The sequence below is a fragment of the Microbispora sp. NPDC049633 genome, assembly GCF_040675265.1.
GTDB lineage: Bacteria > Actinomycetota > Actinomycetes > Streptosporangiales > Streptosporangiaceae > Microbispora > Microbispora maris.
In genome coordinates this window covers 1-17,410 of record NZ_JBFAOO010000156.1, presented here as the reverse complement: position 1 = coordinate 17,410, position 17,410 = coordinate 1, and the positions used below count along the sequence as shown (strand labels likewise).

17 protein-coding genes are annotated in these 17,410 nt (G+C 72.7%); 5 read left to right on the top strand and 12 right to left on the bottom strand.

Features of this window, described 5'->3' with window-relative positions; all coding sequences use genetic code 11:
• Window positions 1-44: 44 nt before the first annotated feature.
• Genes AB0J39_RS29715 through uraD form a run of 4 tightly spaced genes read right to left on the bottom strand, consistent with a single transcriptional unit; the run spans window position 45 to window position 2,048 of the window.
• Window positions 45-353: an FAD binding domain-containing protein gene (locus AB0J39_RS29715; RefSeq protein ID WP_363470607.1), complete on the bottom strand. Its 309-nt coding sequence runs from the start codon at window positions 351-353 to the stop codon at window positions 45-47.
• A gap of 3 nt (window positions 354-356) precedes the next feature.
• Entirely contained in the window at window positions 357-1,229 is an 873-nt protein-coding gene (gene pucL, locus AB0J39_RS29710) for a factor-independent urate hydroxylase (protein ID WP_363470604.1), read from the bottom strand.
• A gap of 1 nt (window position 1,230) precedes the next feature.
• Window positions 1,231-1,578, bottom strand: a complete 348-nt coding sequence (uraH, locus tag AB0J39_RS29705) for a hydroxyisourate hydrolase (RefSeq protein ID WP_363470601.1) — start codon at window positions 1,576-1,578, stop codon at window positions 1,231-1,233.
• Window positions 1,575-2,048, bottom strand: a complete 474-nt coding sequence (gene uraD, locus AB0J39_RS29700) for a 2-oxo-4-hydroxy-4-carboxy-5-ureidoimidazoline decarboxylase (RefSeq protein WP_363470598.1) — start codon at window positions 2,046-2,048, stop codon at window positions 1,575-1,577. Before uraD ends, uraH begins: the two co-directional genes overlap by 4 nt.
• A gap of 123 nt (window positions 2,049-2,171) precedes the next feature.
• Here uraD and AB0J39_RS29695 point away from each other — a divergent pair, with 123 nt between their 5' ends.
• Window positions 2,172-3,011 (top strand): deoxyribonuclease IV, encoded by an 840-nt coding sequence (locus tag AB0J39_RS29695; RefSeq protein WP_363470595.1) that lies wholly within the window; start codon window positions 2,172-2,174, stop codon window positions 3,009-3,011.
• A 681-nt stretch (window positions 3,012-3,692) separates the two neighbouring features.
• Here AB0J39_RS29695 and AB0J39_RS29690 read toward each other — a convergent pair.
• Window positions 3,693-4,421: a LytTR family DNA-binding domain-containing protein gene (locus tag AB0J39_RS29690; RefSeq protein WP_363470613.1), complete on the bottom strand. Its 729-nt coding sequence runs from the start codon at window positions 4,419-4,421 to the stop codon at window positions 3,693-3,695.
• Between the two features lie 204 nt (window positions 4,422-4,625).
• On the opposite strand from AB0J39_RS29690, the gene AB0J39_RS29685 reads away from it, so the two are divergent.
• Complete coding sequence (locus tag AB0J39_RS29685; protein ID WP_363470592.1) at window positions 4,626-5,993, top strand: HAMP domain-containing sensor histidine kinase; 1,368 nt, start codon at window positions 4,626-4,628, stop codon at window positions 5,991-5,993.
• Window positions 5,994-6,027: 34 nt separating this feature from the next.
• On the opposite strand, the gene AB0J39_RS29680 is transcribed toward AB0J39_RS29685, so the two are convergent.
• The gene (locus AB0J39_RS29680; protein ID WP_363470589.1) at window positions 6,028-7,170 is read right to left on the bottom strand and encodes a histidine kinase; all 1,143 of its coding nucleotides are present in this window, start codon (window positions 7,168-7,170) and stop codon (window positions 6,028-6,030) included.
• 27 nt (window positions 7,171-7,197) lie between these two features.
• Window positions 7,198-7,818, bottom strand: coding sequence for a molybdopterin-dependent oxidoreductase (locus tag AB0J39_RS29675; protein ID WP_363470586.1), 621 nt, complete (start codon window positions 7,816-7,818; stop codon window positions 7,198-7,200).
• 248 nt (window positions 7,819-8,066) lie between these two features.
• On the opposite strand from AB0J39_RS29675, the gene aroF reads away from it, so the two are divergent.
• Window positions 8,067-9,107, top strand: a complete 1,041-nt coding sequence (aroF, locus tag AB0J39_RS29670; protein ID WP_363470583.1) for a 3-deoxy-7-phosphoheptulonate synthase — start codon at window positions 8,067-8,069, stop codon at window positions 9,105-9,107.
• 51 nt (window positions 9,108-9,158) lie between these two features.
• Here the strand turns inward: aroF and thiI are convergent, their stop codons facing one another.
• The 4 genes from thiI to AB0J39_RS29650 all read right to left on the bottom strand — a co-directional run bounded on the left by thiI (window position 9,159) and on the right by AB0J39_RS29650 (window position 13,744).
• On the bottom strand, window positions 9,159-10,355 hold the full coding sequence (gene thiI, locus AB0J39_RS29665) for a tRNA uracil 4-sulfurtransferase ThiI (protein ID WP_363470581.1): 1,197 nt from the start codon (window positions 10,353-10,355) through the stop codon (window positions 9,159-9,161).
• 135 nt (window positions 10,356-10,490) lie between these two features.
• On the bottom strand, window positions 10,491-11,147 hold the full coding sequence (locus tag AB0J39_RS29660; protein WP_363470610.1) for a response regulator transcription factor: 657 nt from the start codon (window positions 11,145-11,147) through the stop codon (window positions 10,491-10,493).
• 29 nt (window positions 11,148-11,176) lie between these two features.
• The gene (locus AB0J39_RS29655; RefSeq protein WP_363470578.1) at window positions 11,177-12,442 is read right to left on the bottom strand and encodes a DUF5931 domain-containing protein; all 1,266 of its coding nucleotides are present in this window, start codon (window positions 12,440-12,442) and stop codon (window positions 11,177-11,179) included.
• A gap of 276 nt (window positions 12,443-12,718) precedes the next feature.
• Window positions 12,719-13,744 carry a 6-phosphofructokinase gene (locus AB0J39_RS29650; protein WP_363470575.1) on the bottom strand — a complete coding sequence of 342 codons (1,026 nt, stop codon included), beginning with the start codon at window positions 13,742-13,744 and terminating at the stop codon, window positions 12,719-12,721.
• Between the two features lie 262 nt (window positions 13,745-14,006).
• Here AB0J39_RS29650 and AB0J39_RS29645 point away from each other — a divergent pair, with 262 nt between their 5' ends.
• Window positions 14,007-14,915, top strand: coding sequence for a helix-turn-helix domain-containing GNAT family N-acetyltransferase (locus AB0J39_RS29645; protein WP_363470572.1), 909 nt, complete (start codon window positions 14,007-14,009; stop codon window positions 14,913-14,915).
• A 30-nt stretch (window positions 14,916-14,945) separates the two neighbouring features.
• Complete coding sequence (locus tag AB0J39_RS29640) at window positions 14,946-15,713, top strand: trypsin-like peptidase domain-containing protein (RefSeq protein ID WP_363470570.1); 768 nt, start codon at window positions 14,946-14,948, stop codon at window positions 15,711-15,713.
• 74 nt (window positions 15,714-15,787) lie between these two features.
• Here AB0J39_RS29640 and AB0J39_RS29635 read toward each other — a convergent pair whose 3' ends face one another.
• Window positions 15,788-16,918, bottom strand: a complete 1,131-nt coding sequence (locus AB0J39_RS29635) for an alkaline phosphatase PhoX (protein ID WP_363470567.1) — start codon at window positions 16,916-16,918, stop codon at window positions 15,788-15,790.
• Window positions 16,919-17,410: the final 492 nt, after the last annotated feature.

Sequence of the window (17,410 nt, the reverse complement as noted above, 5' to 3'; positions counted from 1 at the left end):
AGGAGCTGGAGCACGAACTGGGGATCGGATCATGACCGAGGAAGTCAACCACGTCCGCGGATCTGCGGCGACCCGACCGTACGGGACGCCTGGGCCAGACCGGGCAGAACGCCCCCGAGCTCGGCGATCAGCCGGGAGTAGGTCACGCCCGCGCCCACCCGGATCTCGACACCCTCCCGCGACCACTCCCGGAGCTCGGGGATCGGCGTGAGGTCGAGCAGGGCGGCCGGGCGGCCCTTGTCGAGGTTGATCTCCACCATGACGTCGGTGCCGCCCTGGAGCGGCGTGGCCTCGGGCCGCTCGGCCTTCATCGCCAGGGCCTCCGCCCAGGTCCGCGGTCGCAGGAAGTCCATCGGCTACTCCCAGGCCGGGCCGGCGACGGGCGCGTCCTCGCGCAGGACCGTGCCCTCGATCAGCCCGTACGGCCGGTCGGCGGCGAAGAAGACCTCGCCGTCGTTGTCCAGGCCGAAGGGCGCGAGGTCCACCAGGAAGTGGTGCTTGTTCGGCAGCGACAGCCGCACCTCGCAGACCCCCGGGCACTCGGCCAGCACCCGGGTGCCCATCGCGTACAGCGTCTGCTGCAGGGACAGGCTGTAGGTGTCGGCGAATGCCGTGAGCAGAGCGGCCCGGGCGTTCTCATACGTCTTGTCCCAGTCGTGGGAACAGTCCCGGGAGACGTCCGTGTGCCGCCACGCGACGTCCACGGCGGTGGCGAGGACGCGGTCGCGGGTCTCCGGCAGCGTCGTGTACTCGTCCTTGGCGAAGCCCCAGAACTCCGAGTTGGTCGTGTTCAGCACGACGAGGTCGCGCAGCCCGGAGACCACCCACGACCGCGTGCCGTCGTGGTGGGCCACGCAGGTGCGGACCTCACGGCCGGAACGGACGAAGGAGTGCCCGAACGCGCCGTTGCGCTCCCAGGCGTGCTCCTCGATCGCGACCCTCGCGTGGTGGATCGCGGGCCGGGAGTCCGTGAAGTGGCGCGCCAGCAGCAGCGCGAAGTCCTCGATCGCTCCGACGCCGTGCTTCTTGGCGAACGCGAAGACCGTGTTCTTCTGCGTGTCGGTGGGCAGGACGGCGGAGTTGTCCCCGCTCAGGTGGACCTCGGTCATGTCGCCCGACAGCGCCGTGCCGACCGTGAGGTCCTTGATCCGGTGGGCGTCGCCGTGCCGGGTCACCCGCACGACCCTCGTCTCGGCCTTGCCGTACCTGTTGGGCCCCAGAACGGCCACGCTAGCTCCCCCGGTAGGTCGAGTAGGCGAACGGGCTCAGCAGCAGCGGCACGTGGTGGTGCTCGCCGGCCTCCCTGATGGCGAACACGACGCTCACCTCGGGAAAGAACGCCTCGTCCCCCAGGTAGGCGCCGGTGTCGAACACGAGCCGGTAGGTCCCCGGGCGGGGGTCCCCGGCCGGATCCCACTCCCGGCCCAGCGGGGTCCACTCCCGGATGCGGCCGTCGCCGTCGGTGCGGCCCTCCGCCACCGGCACGAAGCCGTGCGCGGCACGCCGCGACAGCCGTACGGACACGTCCTTGGCCGGCCGCCCGGCGGCGGTGTCGAGCACGTGGGTCGAAAGGCTCACCGGCCCTCCCAGAGCTTGGCCAGCCGCAGATCGACGATCTTCGCCAGCTCCTCGCGGACGACCTTCCGTTCGGTCTCCTCGTCGTGGCCGAGCCGCTCGTGCAGCAGCGCCAGCATCTCGCCGGCGGTCCGTCCGGCCGCGCAGACCAGGTAGACGTGGCCGTAGCGGCTCTCGTAGGCGGCGTTGCCCTCGCGGAGCGCGCCGAGCACATCCCGCCCGGCGTCCGCGGTCCCGGCCTGCTCGGCGCGCGACCACGCGGCCTCGCGTCCCGCGCCGCCGGGGCGCTCGCCGATGCGCGGATGCGCCGCCAGCGCCTCCAGCACGTCGTCCCAGTCCAGTGCCGCGACGGCCGACTCGCTCGCGCGGCGGAGCCCGTCGAGATCCTCGTACGGCCCGCGCGCGGCGACCTCCGCCACCCAGGTGGCGCAGGAGCAGCAGGACCGCAGGTCCTCCCGGCTGAGTTCGCGCATGCCCGTCAGTCAACCGCCGGGCCGCGGCGGGATCCAGCGGCGCGAAGTCCGAACCGCGCGCCCTGCTCCGGGGGCCGCTTTGTACGTTGTGACAAAGGGGGCGGCACTAGCCTGGAGGTCATCATGACTCCTTCCAATCTCATCGGCGGACACGTCTTCGTCGCCGGCGGCCTGGCCAAGGGCGGGCTGAAGTACGCGGCGGACATCGGCGCGGAGATGATCCAGGTCTTCGTCACCAACCCGCGCGGCTGGGCGCTCAGCGAGGGGAACCCCGCCGAGGACGCCAAGCTGCGCGAGTCGGGGGTTCCGGTCTTCCTGCACGCCGCGTATCTCGTGAACTGCGGGTCGCCGACCCCGGAGACCCTGGACAACTCGATCGCGGTCATCCGTCACACTCTGCGCAGGGGCGTCGAGACCGGCGCGCTCGGTGTGGTCGTCCACACCGGCTCGGCCGTGAGCCAGTCGCGCGAGGCGGCGATGCGCCAGATCCACGAGCGCCTGCTGCCGGTGCTGGACGAGCTGCCCGACGACGGCCCCGACCTGCTGCTCGAACCGATGGCCGGCCAGGGCCAGATGCTGTGCGCGACCGTGCAGGACCTCGGGCCCTATCTGGAGGCCCTCGACCACCACCCCAAGGTCGGCGTGTGCCTCGACACCTGCCACGCCTTCGCCGCGGGGCACGACCTGGCCGCGCCGGGCGGGGTGAAGGAGATGATGGACGCGCTGAACGAGGTGGCTCCGGGGCGGCTCAGGCTGGTCCACGCCAACGACTCGAAGGACCCCTGCGGTTCGAAGCGGGACCGGCACGAGAACATCGGCGCGGGGCACATCGGCGCCCAGGCGTTCGGCGAGCTGATGCGCCATCCCACGGCGGCCGGGGTGCCGTTCTGCATCGAGACCCCGGGCAAGGTGGACAAGCACCGCGAGGACGTCGAGCTGCTCAAGCAGCTGCGCGGCGACTGACCGGCGCGTCCCCGGGGCACCGGTCACCGGGCCGCAGCGGGTTCTCCCGGCGATACCGGGCGTCCGGCGCGGCTTTCCCGGCCCTTACCGGGCGTGGCTGCCCTCATGGGGCAGGCGGGAGCGGGCGTTCGCGGCGATCCGGGCCCCCGTATGGCCGGATCGCCGCGCACCCCCCGATACGCGTCGGCGGGGCCCTTCCCCCCCGAGTAGGGCCCCGCTTGGTAACCAACCGGTGACAACCTGCTCACTTTGTGATTACCCCGCGTGTCTTGCGACGTGCGAAAGACTACGAGGTGTAGTCGGGCGGGTGGATGGACGTTCGGACGAGCGGTCTCTAGTTAGCGCCATGCGGCCCGCTCCCGCACGACGAGCGGGCCTCCGGGGGCGACGAGCGGTAGATCGGGGCGTGTGAACACGCCCTCCGGCCCGGCCGCGCACCCCCGGCGAACGGGCGAAGCTCAGCCGCCGAAACGGCGGTAGAGGCGGGCGGACAGGGGCAGGAGGACGCAGGAAGACGAGCGTGATCAGCAGCGGCCGGCCGATCGCCAGCGCGAGTGCGTGCTCGGCGGCCCAGGAGCCGCCCTGCCAGCCGGGGTTGCGCCGCCGTGACCCGCGCGTTCGAGAGCGGCGTGGTCGTGTCTCCGGCCCGAGGCGCCGCGGCCGCGACGTGATCGGGCAGGCTCAGGGCCGGAACTGGCGGACGAGCTGCTCGCGCACCTGGCGGGTGTGCCGCCTGCTCACCGGCAGCGTCTCGCTTCCCACCTGCAGGACCACCCGGCCGGCGTCGAAGCGCAGCTCGCTCACGTGCCGGGCGTTGACCAGGGTGCTGCGGTGGGCCCGGACGAAGCCGGCGCCCGCCCAGCGGCGTTCCAGCGCCGCGAGGGACATCCGTACGAGGTAGACGGCGCCGGCCGTGTGCAGGCGGACGTAGTCGCCGTGGGCCTCGGCGTAGCACACGTCCTGCCGCGCCACGAACTTCGTGCGGCCCCCGAGCTCGACCGGGATCGTCTCCAGGTCCTCCTCGGCGCCGGGAGGCGCCACCGCGGCCGAGAGACGGCGTACGGCCTCCGCCAGGCGTTCGGGCCGTACGGGCTTCAGCAGGTAGTCGACGGCCTCCAGCTCGAACGCCTGGACGGCGCAGTCGTGCGCGCTGACGAAGACCAGACGGGGCGGCGCGGGGAACCCGCCGATGAGCCGGGCCAGGTCCAGGCCGTCGAGTCCGGGCATGCGCACGTCGAGGAAGACGCCGTCCAGGCGCTCCCCGTCGGCGATCATCTGGACCATGTCGTGCAGGGCGGCCCCGCCGTCGGTCGCCGTCCTCACGTGCTCCACCCGGGCGTCCTGGCGGAGCAGGAAGGCGAGCTCGGACAGGGCGGGGACCTCGTCGTCCACCGCGAGGACACGCAGCATGGCGTACACCGTGCCGCGTGTGCCGCCCTCCACGCAAGGGGTGACCGAGCGGTAGGTGACATTCCCGATACCCTCCGCCACGATCGCTCGCGCATGCCGGACCAAGAGTAGGTAGAGCTATTAGCTGTTTTGCCCCCTAAAATGCCCTTTGTCCCTCAGGGTTGTCTATCGTGAGGAGGACACCAGGCCCAGCGAGGAACTTGGATGAGCATCAGGCCGGGCACGTTCCTTCCCCTCTCCGACTCCATCCGGGCACGGGTGACGCTGACCGTGGCAGCGGTGTCCGTGCTCGTCGCCGCGGTGATCGGCATCGGCCTGTGCCTGCTGATCCGGCACCGGGTCGAGAGCGAGATATTCAGGGAGACGCGCCGCGTCGCCACCGAGTGGATCGGCCTGATGGAACGCGGGCAGGTTCCGCCGCCGACGCCGACGGCGCGGGTCCCCCTCGTCCAGCTCGTCGACTCGCGGGGCCGGGTGACGGCGGCCGGGCCCATGGCCGGAGACCGGCCGCTGAGCACGGTCCGGCCGACGGAGGAGGACCGTTTCCGCGACGTGACCGAGTGCCCCGAGAGCGAGCGGTGCGTCCTGCTCACCGCCGCCCGGGTCCCGTCGCTGCAGTCCTGGGAGCTCTGGCAGGGTGAGCCCCGCTTCGTCTACGCCGGCACGGATCAGCCGCCCGCCCTACGCGGGCGGCGGCTGGAGTTGCTCATCGGCGCCGGCGGGCTGCTGCTCGCGGCCCTGTGGACGTGGACGACCTGGCGGGCGGCAGGCCGCATCCTGGGCCCCATCAACGCGATCCGGCAGCGGATGTCGGAGATCAACGCCAACGACCTGTCCCTGCGGGTGCCGCAGCCGTCCGGCCGGGACGAGATCGCACAGCTGGCCTGTGCCGCCAACCAGACGCTCGGCCGGCTGGAGTCTGCGGTCACACGGCAGCGGGAGTTCGCCGCCATCGTGTCCCACGAGCTCAAGTCCCCGCTCACCGGCCTGCGCACGGGTCTGGAGGAGGCGCTGCTCTACCCGGAGACGGACGCGCGGCAGGCGATCGCCAGGGCGCTGCCGGCCGCCGACCGCATGCAGCAGATCATCGACGAGCTGCTCGCCTTCGCCCGGCTCCGCAACACGCCGTGCTCGTCCGAGCAGGTCGACCTCGGGGCGCTCGTACGCGCCGAGGCGGCGGCGCGCACGACGGGCGTGCCGGTGTACGCCACCACCGAGCCCGGCGTGCGGGTCGTCGGCAACCGCGTGCAGCTGGCCAGCATCGTGACGAACCTGCTGGTGAACGCCCAGCGCCATGCCATCGGCCAGGTGAACGTGACCGCCGGGTGCGACGGCGCCCAGGCGCTGGTGGTGGTGCTGGACGACGGCGACGGCGTCGCGGAGGAGGACAGGGAGCGCATCTTCGAACCCTTCATGCGGCTGGAGGCGGGACGCCGTCTGGATCCCGGCGGCAGCGGTCTCGGCCTGGCCCTGTGCCGGGCGATCGCGGCGGCGCACGACGGCAGCCTGCGCGTCGAGGACTCCCCGCGCGGCGCCCGGTTCGTCCTCCGGCTCCCGCTGCTGACCGGCTGATCGCCGGCCCCGGGGCGTGGTGGCCCCGGCGGGTTCAGGAGCGGGCCGGGACGGCGCGGGGACGGCTCTTGGGGATGCGCAGCCGGATGCGGGTTCCCTTGCCGGGCGCCGTCTCGACCTTGAGCCCGTAGTCCTGGCCGTAGAGGTGGCGCATGCGCAGGTCCACGTTGCTCAGCCCGATGCCGGTGCTCTCCTCCGCGAGCGCGGCCCGCAGATGCTCGGGGTCCATGCCGACGCCGTCGTCCTCGACCCAGATGTGCGCCTCCTGCCCCGCGTCCCTGATCACGACCCGGACCTCGCCCGGCATGCCGTGCTTGATGGCGTTCTCCACCAGGGGTTGCAGGCACAGGAACGGCACGTCGACCTTCAGCACCTCCGGCGCGACCTGCACGGTGAAGCGCAGCCGATCGCCGAACCTCGCCTGCTCCAGCAGCAGGTAGCGGTCCACGCAGCCCAACTCGTCGGCGAGCGAGGTGAAGTCGGCCGCCCGGCGCAGCGCGTACCGGATGAAGTCGGCGAAATCGAGCAGCAGCTCGCGGGCGCGTTCGGGCTCGGTCCGGACGAACGACGCGATCGTCGTCAGCGAGTTGTACACGAAGTGGGGCGAGATCTGCGCCCGCAGGGCCCGCGCCTCCGCCTCCAGCGTCCGCCTCCGGGAGGCGTCGAGCTCGGCGAGTTCGAGCTGGCCGGACATCCAGCGGCCCACCTCGGCCGCCGTGCGCAGCAGGGCGGCGCCGGCCTCCGCGTCGTACGCCGCGAGCGCGCCCACCACCCGGTCCTCCACGGTCAGGGGGACCACCACGCCGTGCCGGTCGTCCCCCCGGGCGGGGACGACGCGTGGCCTGCCGGTCGCCATGGCCGCGCGCGCCTCGGCGAGCACCGTCTCGTCCGCCGGCACCCCCGTGCCGTCCGTGGCCAGGACCCGGTCGCCGGTGGCGACGGCGAGGCCGTCGGCGCCGAGCAACGCCCGCAGGTGCCGTACGGACCGGCGGGCGGCGCCCCTGGTGAGCCCGGCGCGCAGCGAGCCCGCGGCCAGCCCGGCCACGCGCAGGGCGAGGAACGTCGCCTCGCCCGGCGGCTCACCGGGGGACGGCCCGCGACGGGCGAGGGCGCGGCCGAGCGCGCCGCCGCAGACTCCGCAGATCGCGCACAGCGTGACCCAGACGGCTGAAGACACGCCGGACACCGTAGCCGCTCGGCGGCCTCACGGCGGGCCGTCGCCCGGGTCCTCCTGGTATGAGTAGCGCTGCTCTTTCCAGGGGTCGGCCACGTTGTGGTAGCCGCGGTCCTCCCAGAATCCGCGCCGGTCCTCGGTCAGGTACTCGACCGCGCGCACCCACTTCACGCTCTTCCAGGCGTACAGGTGGGGCACCACGATCCGTACGGGGTAGCCACGCTCGGGGGACAGCCGGTTCTCGTCGAGGTGCGTGGCGAACAGCGTGGTCGGGCGGTCGAAGTCGGACAGGCGCAGGTTGGCGCTGTAGCCGTACTCGGCCCAGACCATGACGTGGCGCACGCCGGGCGCCGGGGGGACGCGTTCGAGCAGCGCCGACGTGGGAACGCCGCTCCACTCGTTGCCCATGACGGAGAACTTGGTGACGCAGTGGAAGTCCGCCACGACCGTCGCCGTGGGCAGGGAGGAGAACTCCTCCCACGAGAAGTCGTGGACCCGGCCCGAGGCCGTGGCGCCGAACACCTGGAAACGCCACGTCTCCGGGCGGAACCCCGGAACCCTCCCGTAGTGGACGACGGGCTGTCCACGTGGGACGTACTGGCCCGGTGGCAGGCGCGTCTCCTCCTCAGGTTTCTCCGGCACGCAGGCCATCCTGCCATCCGCCTCGAGGGCGACCGCACCGGCCCCCTGACGCGCAGTGCGGCACGATCAAGGAATCGTGCGCTATATTGCGTCACATGCGCACCGCTTGGTCGTTTTGGTATGGCGACGGACCCGTGAGGACCGATCGCCTCCATGCGCTGCGCTGACAGCCAAGGCGAACGAAGGCCCCGGGTCCCAAGGACCCGGGGCCTTTTTCGTTTTCCGGACCCGTACCGTTCACCCTGACAGGAGTCACCATGGTCATCGTCATGACCCCGGAAGCCACCCAGGACGACATCGAGGCGATCACCGGCCTCGTCGCCGCGGCCGGAGGGGAGGCGTTCGCGAGCCGCGGCGTGAACCGCACGATCGTCGGCATCATCGGCGATGTGGAGCAGTACGCCACACTGAATCTGCACGGCATGCCGGGCGTCGCGGAGGTCGTGCGGGTCTCCACGCCGTACAAGCTCGTGAGCAGAGAGAACCATCCGCAACGCTCCACGGTGACCGTGCGCGGCGTGCCGATCGGCCCGGACACCGTCACGCTGATCGCGGGCCCGTGCGCGGTCGAGACGCCGCGGCAGACGCTGGAGGCGGCGCTGATGGCCAAGGCGGCGGGCGCGACCCTGCTGCGCGGCGGCGCCTACAAGCCGCGCACCTCGCCGTACGCCTTCCAGGGCCTGGGCGAGGAGGGCCTGCGCATCCTGGCCGACGTGCGCGAGCAGACCGGGCTGCCGATCGTCACCGAGGTCGTGGACGCCCACGACGTGGCGCTGGTGGCGTCGTACGCCGACATGCTGCAGGTCGGCACCCGCAACGCGCAGAACTTCGCGCTGCTGCAGGCGGTGGGCGCGGCGGGCAAGCCGGTCATGCTGAAGCGGGGTATGACGGCGACCATCGAGGAGTGGCTGATGGCGGCCGAGTACATCGCCCAGCGCGGCAACCTCGACATCGTGCTGTGCGAGCGCGGCATCCGCACCTACGAGCCCGCCACCCGCAACACGCTCGACGTCTCGGCGGTCCCGATCGTGCAGCGGCTGTCGCACCTGCCGGTGATCGTCGACCCGTCGCACTCCGGCGGCCGGCGCGACCTGGTGCTGCCGCTGTCCCGCGCCGCGATCGCGGCCGGGGCCGACGGCCTGATCGTCGACGTGCACCCGCACCCCGAGCAGGCCCTCTGCGACGGACCGCAGGCCCTGGTCGACGGCGACCTGGACGACCTCGCGGCCGTGCTGCGCGACTTCCCCCCGCTGCTGGGCCGCACCGCGACCACGGCCGCGTCCCTCGTTCCCGCCTGACCTTCACCGGACCGGGCCCCGGGACCGCCGGACGCGGTCCCGGGCTCCGGCTCAGACGTCGAGCTTGTACGGCTGGATCGAGTCGGCCAGCTGGGCGGCGAGGTCCTCGGCGTCGAGACGCCTCTCGATCTGCTTGAGGTCCTCGATCTTCGCGCGGGTCTCGGCCTGCCGCGGCGCGAGCAGCGTGCAGCAGTCCTCGTCGGGCAGCTCGGAGATCTCCAGCGTCCCGATCCGGCGGGCCTCGGTCATGATCTCGGTCTTGTCCAGGCCGATCAGCGGGCGCAGGATCGGCAGGTCCACGGCGTGGTCCTGGGCCGTGATGTTGGCCAGGGTCTGCGAGGAGACCTGGCCGAGGCTGTCGCCGGTGACCAGCGCCTCGGCGTGGATGCGGTGGGCGACCTCCTCGGCCGTCTTGAGCATCAGGCGCCGCTGCGCGATCACCGCGAGCCGGTCCTGGCCGGAGTTCCTGATCGACTGCTGCGCCTTGCCGAACGGCACCACCCACAGCCGCGACTTGCCCTGGAACTTGTCCAGGTTGCGCACCAGCGCGTACGCCTTGTAGATCGACTCCGAGGTGGTGAAAGGGATGCCGGAGAAATGCAGGAAGTCCACTCGCAGGCCGCGCCGCATCATGCGGTAGGCGGCGACCGGGGAGTCGATCCCGCCGGACAGCAGCGCCAGCGCCCGGCCGCTGGAGCCGACGGGCAGGCCGCCCTGGCCCGGCCGGCCCCCGGTGAACAGGAACGCCTCGTCCCTGTCCACCTCGATGTGCACGGTGAGCTCCGGGTTGCTCAGGTCGACCGGCAGCCCGAAGGTGTCGTTGATCACCCCGCCGACCACGCGGTCCAGCTCGTTCGAGCGCAGCGGGAAGCGCTTGTCGCGACGCCGCGACCGTACGGCGAAGCGCGCCTTGCGGGCCACCTCGTCGCTGTCCCTGATCAGCTCGATGGCGGCCTTGGTGATCGTGTCCGGGTCCTTCGGCACCCGCCAGGCGAGATGGACCAGCACGATCCCGGGCACGTCGGCCACGCGGGCCGCCACCGTCTCGGCCTCCTCCACCTCGGTTCCCGCGGGCAGGAACAGGGCGATCACCCCGTGCCGCTGGCGGATGTCGACCCGGTGGCCCTTGAGCGCGTGCTTGATGTTCGCCCGCAGGCGCATCTCGAAGATCTCGCGGTTCCGGCCCTTCAGGACCACCTCGCCTAACTTGAGCAGCACCGAGGGCTCTCCGAGGGCGGTCATGGTCATCTGTGGAAAACCTCCGGACGGACAGGGACGGCCGTCACACCGGGGAGGGCACGGCCGGGGGAACATACGCCAAAGACAACGCGTCACCGCGATGCGGGCTTCCCCACTGTAATGCCGCCGCCGTGACAACGCCGATTATCCGCCGTCGAGTTCGACCAGGCCCTTCTCGATCGCGTAGCGGACCAGCTCCACCCGGTTGTGGAGCTGGAGCTTGCTCAGCGTGTTCTGCACGTGGTTCTGCACCGTGCGATGCGACAGCACCAGCCGTCCGGCGATCTGCCGATACGTCAGGCCCTTGGCGACCATGCGCAGCACCTCGGTCTCCCGATCGGTCAGCCGGGGGCCGTCCCGTTCGGCGTCCCCGCCGCGGTCCGGTGTCAGGTGGGCCAGCCTGCGGTACTCCCCCAGCACCAGCCCGGCCAGGCCGGGAGTGAAGACGGCGTCGCCCTGGGCGGTCCGCCGGACCGCGTCCAGGAACTCCTCCCGGCTCGCCGACTTCACCAGATATCCCGAGGCGCCGGCCTTGACCGCTTCCAGCACGTCCTCCTCCTCGGCGCTGGCCGACAGGACGAGCACACGCGGCGGGGCCGCCGACGCGCCGAGGCCCCGGGCCACCTCCACGCCCGCCAGGTCGGGCAGCCGCAGGTCGAGCACCACCACGTCCGGCCGTACGGCCGCCGCGACGCGCAGCGCCTGGCGGCCCTCACCGGTGGCGGCGACCACGTCGTACCCTGCCTCGGTCAGGTCGCGGGCGACCGCCTCCCGCCACATCGGATGGTCGTCCACCACCATGACCCGCACCGGCGGCCGTCCGCCTTCGTTCACGAGCGCCTCCCGCCCCCTTCGCCCGGTCGCGGCGTCCGCGCCGGGACCGACAGCTCGATCTCCGTCCCCGACGGCGACGAGGTGACAGTCACCGTGCCGCCGAGGTCGGCCACGCGGCCCCGGATCGACCGGGCCACGCCCATGCGCCCCTCGCGCGCGGCCTGTTCGAGCCGCCCCTCGGGAATGCCCGGCCCGTCGTCGCGGACGGTGACGACGACCGCGCCGCCGTCCTCCTCGGCGAGTATCCACGCGCGGGCGCCCTCGGGGCAGTGCCGTACGACGTTGTCGAGGGCCGCGCCGACGGCCGCCGCCACCTCCCGCGCGCTCTCGGCCGGCAGCGGCAGCGGTGTCGCGGGCGCGGACACGGTCACGCGCGCCGTGCCGTACGGCCGCAGCAGGTCGCGCAGGTCGGCCTCGGGCTCCGCCGTGGTGGTGTCGGTCACATGGCGGGAGTCCCCTTCACGGGCGGGGGCACGGCGAGGGCGCGCCGGCGATCGGAGCCGGCCGCGGAGTCCGGGCGGCGGGGCGGTGCCCGGCGGCCGCGCGACGGGCGGCGCCTGCACCAGCGCCCGCAGCGCCGACTCCTGCTCCCCCGCGAGCCTGCCCAGCTCGGCCGCCTCGCCGCCGATCTCCGCGCCCCTGCGCTGGACGAGCGCCAGCACCTGCAGCACCGAATCGTGGATGCCGCGGGCCAGCCGCTCCCGCTCGCGGCCGGCGGCCTCGATCCGTTCGGCGCGCCGCATGCGCTCCTCGGCCTCGCGCGCGAGCCGGGCGACGTGCCCGACGACGACCCCGGCCATGAAAATGAGCACGGCGCCGTTCACCGGGAACGAGGCGAGGTCGACCCCGCCGGCGCTGCGCAGCCACAGGTCGGCCGCCGACACCGCCGCGGCGGCGAGCGCGCCCGCGCGGCGTCCCCGGGCCACCCCGTACGCGAGGACGGGCCCGGCCACCCAGGTCGCGGTGATCGGCATCGCACCGGCCAGCACGTCGACGCGGCTCTGTGCGAACGGCGTGGCCAGCAGGCAGCCCACCGTGACGAGGAGGTCGGCCGCCAGCAGCGGCCCGCGCCGCACGGCGGGATAGAGGACGAGGGTGACGGCCGTCCAGGCGGCCATCACGCCGACGACGGCCCAGGTCACCGCCGGATGGGCGTAGCCGCCGGCCCTGAGCACGAGCAGCGCCGCGTACGCGAGCGACGCCAGGCGGAAGACCGCGATCGCCCGCCAGAACGGTCCCTCGATGCCCATCGCGCGGCGCACTCTCCTGATGATCGAGCCGGGAGGGCGTGCCGCGCCCTCCGCTCACATACTCGGGCCGCTCACATACTCGGGCAACCGCCGCGTCTACGCCTCGATCTTCCGGCGGATCGCGGCGGCGAGGGACCGGGCCGGCCGCCGGAGAGCGCCCGCGGTCTCCGGCGGCCGGGGCCCCGCCAGGGCCTCGTCGGCGGGCCTCCGCATGCGTACGGCTCCCGCGGGGCGTCGCGGGAGCCGTACGGGATCGTGCGCGGGCCGTGGTGACGGGCCCGCGTCCGATCAGCCGAAGAAGACCTCGGCCTCTTCGTAGCGGGAGGCCGGCACGGTCTTGAGCTCGGCGGTCGCCTCGGCGAGGGCGACGCGCACGATGTCGGTGCCCTGCAGCGCGATCATCTTGCCGAAGTCGCCCTCGTTCACCGCGTCGATCGCGCCGAGGCCGAAGCGGGTCGCGAGCACGCGGTCGTAGGCGGTCGGCGTGCCGCCGCGCTGGATGTGGCCGAGGACCGTCGTGCGGGCCTCCTTGCCGGTGCGCTTCTCGATTTCCTTGGCGAGGACCTCGCCGATGCCGCCGAGGCGCACGTGGCCGAACGCGTCCAGCTCGCCCGCCTGCAGCGCCATCTGGCCCTCGAGCGGGTGGGCGCCCTCGGCGACGACGATGATCGGCGCGTAGCGGGTCTTGAACCGCGACTCGACGTAGGCGCAGACCTTCTCGATGTCGAACGGCTTCTCCGGGATGAGGATGACGTTGGCGCCCGCGGCCATGCCGGCGTGCAGCGCGATCCAGCCCGCGTGGCGGCCCATGACCTCGCAGATCAGCGCGCGGTGGTGCGACTCCGCGGTGGTGTGCAGCCGGTCGATGGCCTCCATCGCGATGTTGACCGCGGTGTCGAAGCCGAAGGTGTAGTCGGTGGCGTTGAGGTCGTTGTCGATCGTCTTGGGCACGCCGACGACCTTCACGTCACGGTCGAACAGCTGCTTGGCCACGCCCAGCGTGTCCTCACCGCCGATGGCGATGAGCGCGTCGACGCCCTGCGCGGCGAGGTTCTCCTTGATCCGCTCGACGCCGCCCTCGATCTTGATCGGGTTCGTGCGGGAGGAGCCGAGGATCGTGCCGCCGCGCGGCAGGATGCCCCGCACGGCCTGGATGTCGAGCGGCATGGTGTCGCCCTCCAGAGGGCCACGCCAGCCGTCCCGGAATCCGACGAACTCGTGCCCGTACACGCCGACGCCCTTGCGGACGACGCCGCGAATGACCGCGTTCAGGCCGGGGCAGTCGCCGCCTCCGGTGAGGACTCCAATACGCATGACGGGTTTTCCTCCATCTGGGATTACGCGTGGAATGGCGTGGCCGGCCCGACGCAGACCCCGGCACTCCACGGCACCGCATTCTGCCCCAGCCCCGCACAATGGTCTAGACCAAAAGAAGAGGCTACGGCACCTGGCCGACCAGACCAACTCAGTCTCGCACGGCGAGACCGCGCGTCGCGCGAGGGCGTCTTCCCAACGGGCCGCCACGGCCTTATGTTTGACTCCGTCAAGCATTTCCTTGAGACAGGCAAGGGAACATATGGACATCGTGCCGGAAGTGCGCGCGTTCAACCGCTTCTACACCTCCGTGATCGGGGTGCTCGGGGCGGGAATGCACGACACTCCCTACTCCCTGACCGAGGCGCGGGTGCTGTTCGAACTCGGCACGCGGGAGGCGGTCGACACCGCAGGCATCAGGGGCATGCTCGGTCTCGACGCCGGCTACCTGAGCCGCATCCTGACCAGGTTCGAGACCGACGGGCTCGTGTCCCGCGAGCGGTCCGCCGAGGACGCCCGCCGCCAGGTCGTACGGCTCACGCCCAAGGGCCGCGAGACCTTCGCCGTGCTCGACCGGCGCTCGGCCACCGAGATCGAGACCCTGCTCGCGAAGCTGACCGACCCCGAACGCCGGCGGCTCGTGTCCGCCATGGCCACCGTACGGAGCCTGCTCGAGCCCGCCGAGCGGCGCGAGCCGTACGTGATCAGGCCGCCGCGGGCGGGCGACCTCGGCTGGGTGGTGCACCGGCACGGCGCCCTCTACGGGCAGGAGTACGGCTGGGGCATGGCGTTCGAGGCCCTGGTCGCGCGGATCGTCGCCGACTACGTCGAGGACCACGACCCCCGGCGGGAGGGCTGCTGGATCGCGGAGGTGCGCGGCGAGCCGGTGGCGTCCGTCTTCTGCGTGCGCAAGGACGACACGACGGCCCAGCTCCGCCTGCTGCTGGTCGAGCCGTCCGCGCGCGGCATGGGCATCGGCGGGCGGCTGGTCGAGGAGTGCCTGCGTTTCGCCGCGGCGGCCGGCTACCGCCGGATCATGCTCTGGACCCGCGACGTGCTCGCGAGCGCGCGCCGGATCTACCAGGCCGCGGGGTTCGAACTGCTGGAGCAGTACCCGGGTGAGGAGTCCGGCATTCCCGTCAACGAGCAGGTATGGGCCAGGGACCTGTGACCTTCCGGGCCGCCCCCTACCATGATCTGCATGCTGGGATCGGCGCGGCGGAGCGCGGGAGCGGCGCGCAAGAGCGCGGGAGCGATCGCTCTCGTGATGTGCGTGGCGGTCTCGATGGCGGGGAGCGCGGCGGGGTGCGTGGTCGCGCGTGAGCTCACACTGCCCGCCGCCCCCACGGCCGAGGCCACGGCGGTGTCCGAAGCCGCGCACAGCGTGGTGCGGGTCCGGGGAGTCGCCTCCTCCTGCCGGAAACGGCTGGAAGGGACCGGATTCGTCTACGCGCCCGAGAGGGTCCTCCTCAACGCCCATGTCATCGCGGGGGTCGACCGCGCCCTGGAAGTCGTCCTCGACGACGGGCGGCGGTTCGCGGCACGGGTGGTGGCCTTCGACCCGGAGATCGACGCCGCCGTCCTGCGGGTGCCCGGGCTCACCGCCCGGCCGCTGCGGCTGACACGCGACGAGCGGACCAGCGCCGTGGTCGTCGGCTATCCCAAGGGCACCACCGTCCCGGTCGCGCTTCCCGCCAGGGTGCGGCCGGACCAGCCCGCCGAGTCCTACGACATATACAACCGCGACAAAGTCTCGCTGCGGATCCACCGTCTCCGGGGTGTGGGCATCACGCCCGGCATGTCGGGCGCTCCGCTCATCGCCGGCGAAGATCAGGTAATGGGAATGATCTTCGCGGCGGCCACGGACATGGCCGACGTCGGCTACGCCCTCACCGCGGCACAACTCGAGGTGGTCGCCACGACCGGTAGGAGTGCCACCGCCACCGTGCCGCACGACCCCTGCGACTGACAGCCCTCGAACGTCGCCGCGAGGCGGCGCCGTCCTCGGCGCGGCACCGGCCTCCCCTCGCGTGCCGTGAGGGCTCAGGCGCGGACGAGGTCCTGGAAGGGCCCGCGGACCTCGACGGTCACGGAGGCCGGAGCGGGCCGCGCACCGTGTGGTGGACGGCAGGAGAAGTAGAGCCTGTCGCCGACCGGCGACATCGAGGGGCCGGCGACGGTCCACCCGCCCGTGACGCGCAGGAACGGCACCGCCCGGTCCCCTGCGACGAGGGTGATCTCGCCGTCTTCCCCGCCGCGCGGCCGGCCGGTGATGTCGTGCGTCACCGTCAGGCGCTCGCGGGCGGCGTCGTACACCCACGCCCGGCCGTCCCCCTCGGTGACGAACCGCAGCAGGCCGTCGCGGTAGTGGCAGTCACCGCCGCGCGCGAACCTCCTGGGTCCCTTCACCTGTTCGCGCAGCGGCACGTGCCCGGCGAGGGACACATCTTCGCCGAAAGGCACCTGGGCCGTGGCCGGGGCCGGCACCCGCTCCCAGGCCACCGCCTCCTCGCCGGGCGCGCCGATCATCACATCGAGCACCCCGGTGGTCAGGTCGCCCCAGTCGTGCGGGCGGAACCGGTACAGACATCCGTCCGGCTCGCCCTCCGTGAGGTAGACGACTCCCCGGTCGGAATCGCAGGCCACGCCGCCGTGACGGAACAGGCCCATCGCGAGCCGGGGCCTGGGAGCGCGCAGGCCGTACGGGTCGCATTCGAAGATTCGTCCGTACGGCGTCCGCTCGCCCGACAGCCACGTGTTCCACGGCGTCGCGGTGCCGGCCCCGCTGCGGTCGGCGCCGGACAGGACGCGGTAGCCGTCGCGCAGGGTCCCGTCCTGGGCGAAGCGCAGCGCCGTCACGCCGCCGAGCAGCGGCAGCGCGCAGTTGGACACGTATATCCAGCCGTCCCCGTCGGGGAAGCACCCGCCGCCGTCCGGGGCGGCGTGCCAGACGACTCCCACGGTGCGCTCCCCCGACCGCGCCACGATCCGGCCGGTGAAGCCCGGTGGCAGGGCCCGAAGCACCTCGGGCGGAGAAGGGCCGCCCGGATCACCCTGTGCGTACGGCTCGCTCCGCCCGGGCGGCTCGCGCCCGTCGTCACGGGCGAACGCCGCGCGCCACACCGCTCCCGGAAGCACCGAGAGCTCCGCCGACCGGACGGAAGTCCCCTGCACCGCTGACCGCCTCCTCGACCTGCCCCTGGTCGTGCCGGTCCGCCCCCCGGCGGGCCGTTCGTTCCCGCGCGGCCGTCGCCCGGGCCGGGGGCGTGACCGCTCCGCTCCCCCTTACCCACCCGGCGGCATCCGACCGGGTCTTTCCGTCCCGGTCCTCCTGTGCCGCGCCTTTTGTGCCGCGTCCGCTCGTCCCGCGTCGTGTCGCGCGGCCGCACGTCGCGGTGCCCAGTCGACCCGTCTCGTGTGAACGGCGCGAGAAGCGGCATGCCTCACCGAGACGAACACTTCGGGAACCGTGACACCGCAATGAGGGAGACGACGTTGACAGTGTCATTGTGACAGTGTCATTGTGGTGGCATGAGCGACACCTGGACGATCGGCGAGCTGGCGGAGCGGGCGGCGGCCCTGCTCGGCGCGGTGCCGCGCGTCAGCGGCCAGGAGCAGCGCGCGGACGGCAGGGAGCAGCGCGCGGACGGCAGGGAGCAGCGCGCG

Coding starts and splice junctions, on each gene's coding strand:
- uraD (WP_363470598.1), bottom strand. CDS start 2,048: ATGCGCGAACTCAGCCGGGAGGACCTGCGGTCCTGCTGCTCCTGCGCC.
- AB0J39_RS29715 (WP_363470607.1), bottom strand. CDS start 353: ATGGACTTCCTGCGACCGCGGACCTGGGCGGAGGCCCTGGCGATGAAG.
- AB0J39_RS29650 (WP_363470575.1), bottom strand. CDS start 13,744: ATGCGTATTGGAGTCCTCACCGGAGGCGGCGACTGCCCCGGCCTGAAC.
- AB0J39_RS29675 (WP_363470586.1), bottom strand. CDS start 7,818: ATGGCCTGCGTGCCGGAGAAACCTGAGGAGGAGACGCGCCTGCCACCG.
- AB0J39_RS29660 (WP_363470610.1), bottom strand. CDS start 11,147: ATGGTGGTGGACGACCATCCGATGTGGCGGGAGGCGGTCGCCCGCGAC.
- AB0J39_RS29645 (WP_363470572.1), top strand. CDS start 14,007: ATGGACATCGTGCCGGAAGTGCGCGCGTTCAACCGCTTCTACACCTCC.
- AB0J39_RS29695 (WP_363470595.1), top strand. CDS start 2,172: ATGACTCCTTCCAATCTCATCGGCGGACACGTCTTCGTCGCCGGCGGC.
- aroF (WP_363470583.1), top strand. CDS start 8,067: ATGGTCATCGTCATGACCCCGGAAGCCACCCAGGACGACATCGAGGCG.
- thiI (WP_363470581.1), bottom strand. CDS start 10,355: ATGACCATGACCGCCCTCGGAGAGCCCTCGGTGCTGCTCAAGTTAGGC.
- AB0J39_RS29640 (WP_363470570.1), top strand. CDS start 14,946: ATGCTGGGATCGGCGCGGCGGAGCGCGGGAGCGGCGCGCAAGAGCGCG.
- AB0J39_RS29690 (WP_363470613.1), bottom strand. CDS start 4,421: ATGCTGCGTGTCCTCGCGGTGGACGACGAGGTCCCCGCCCTGTCCGAG.
- AB0J39_RS29685 (WP_363470592.1), top strand. CDS start 4,626: ATGAGCATCAGGCCGGGCACGTTCCTTCCCCTCTCCGACTCCATCCGG.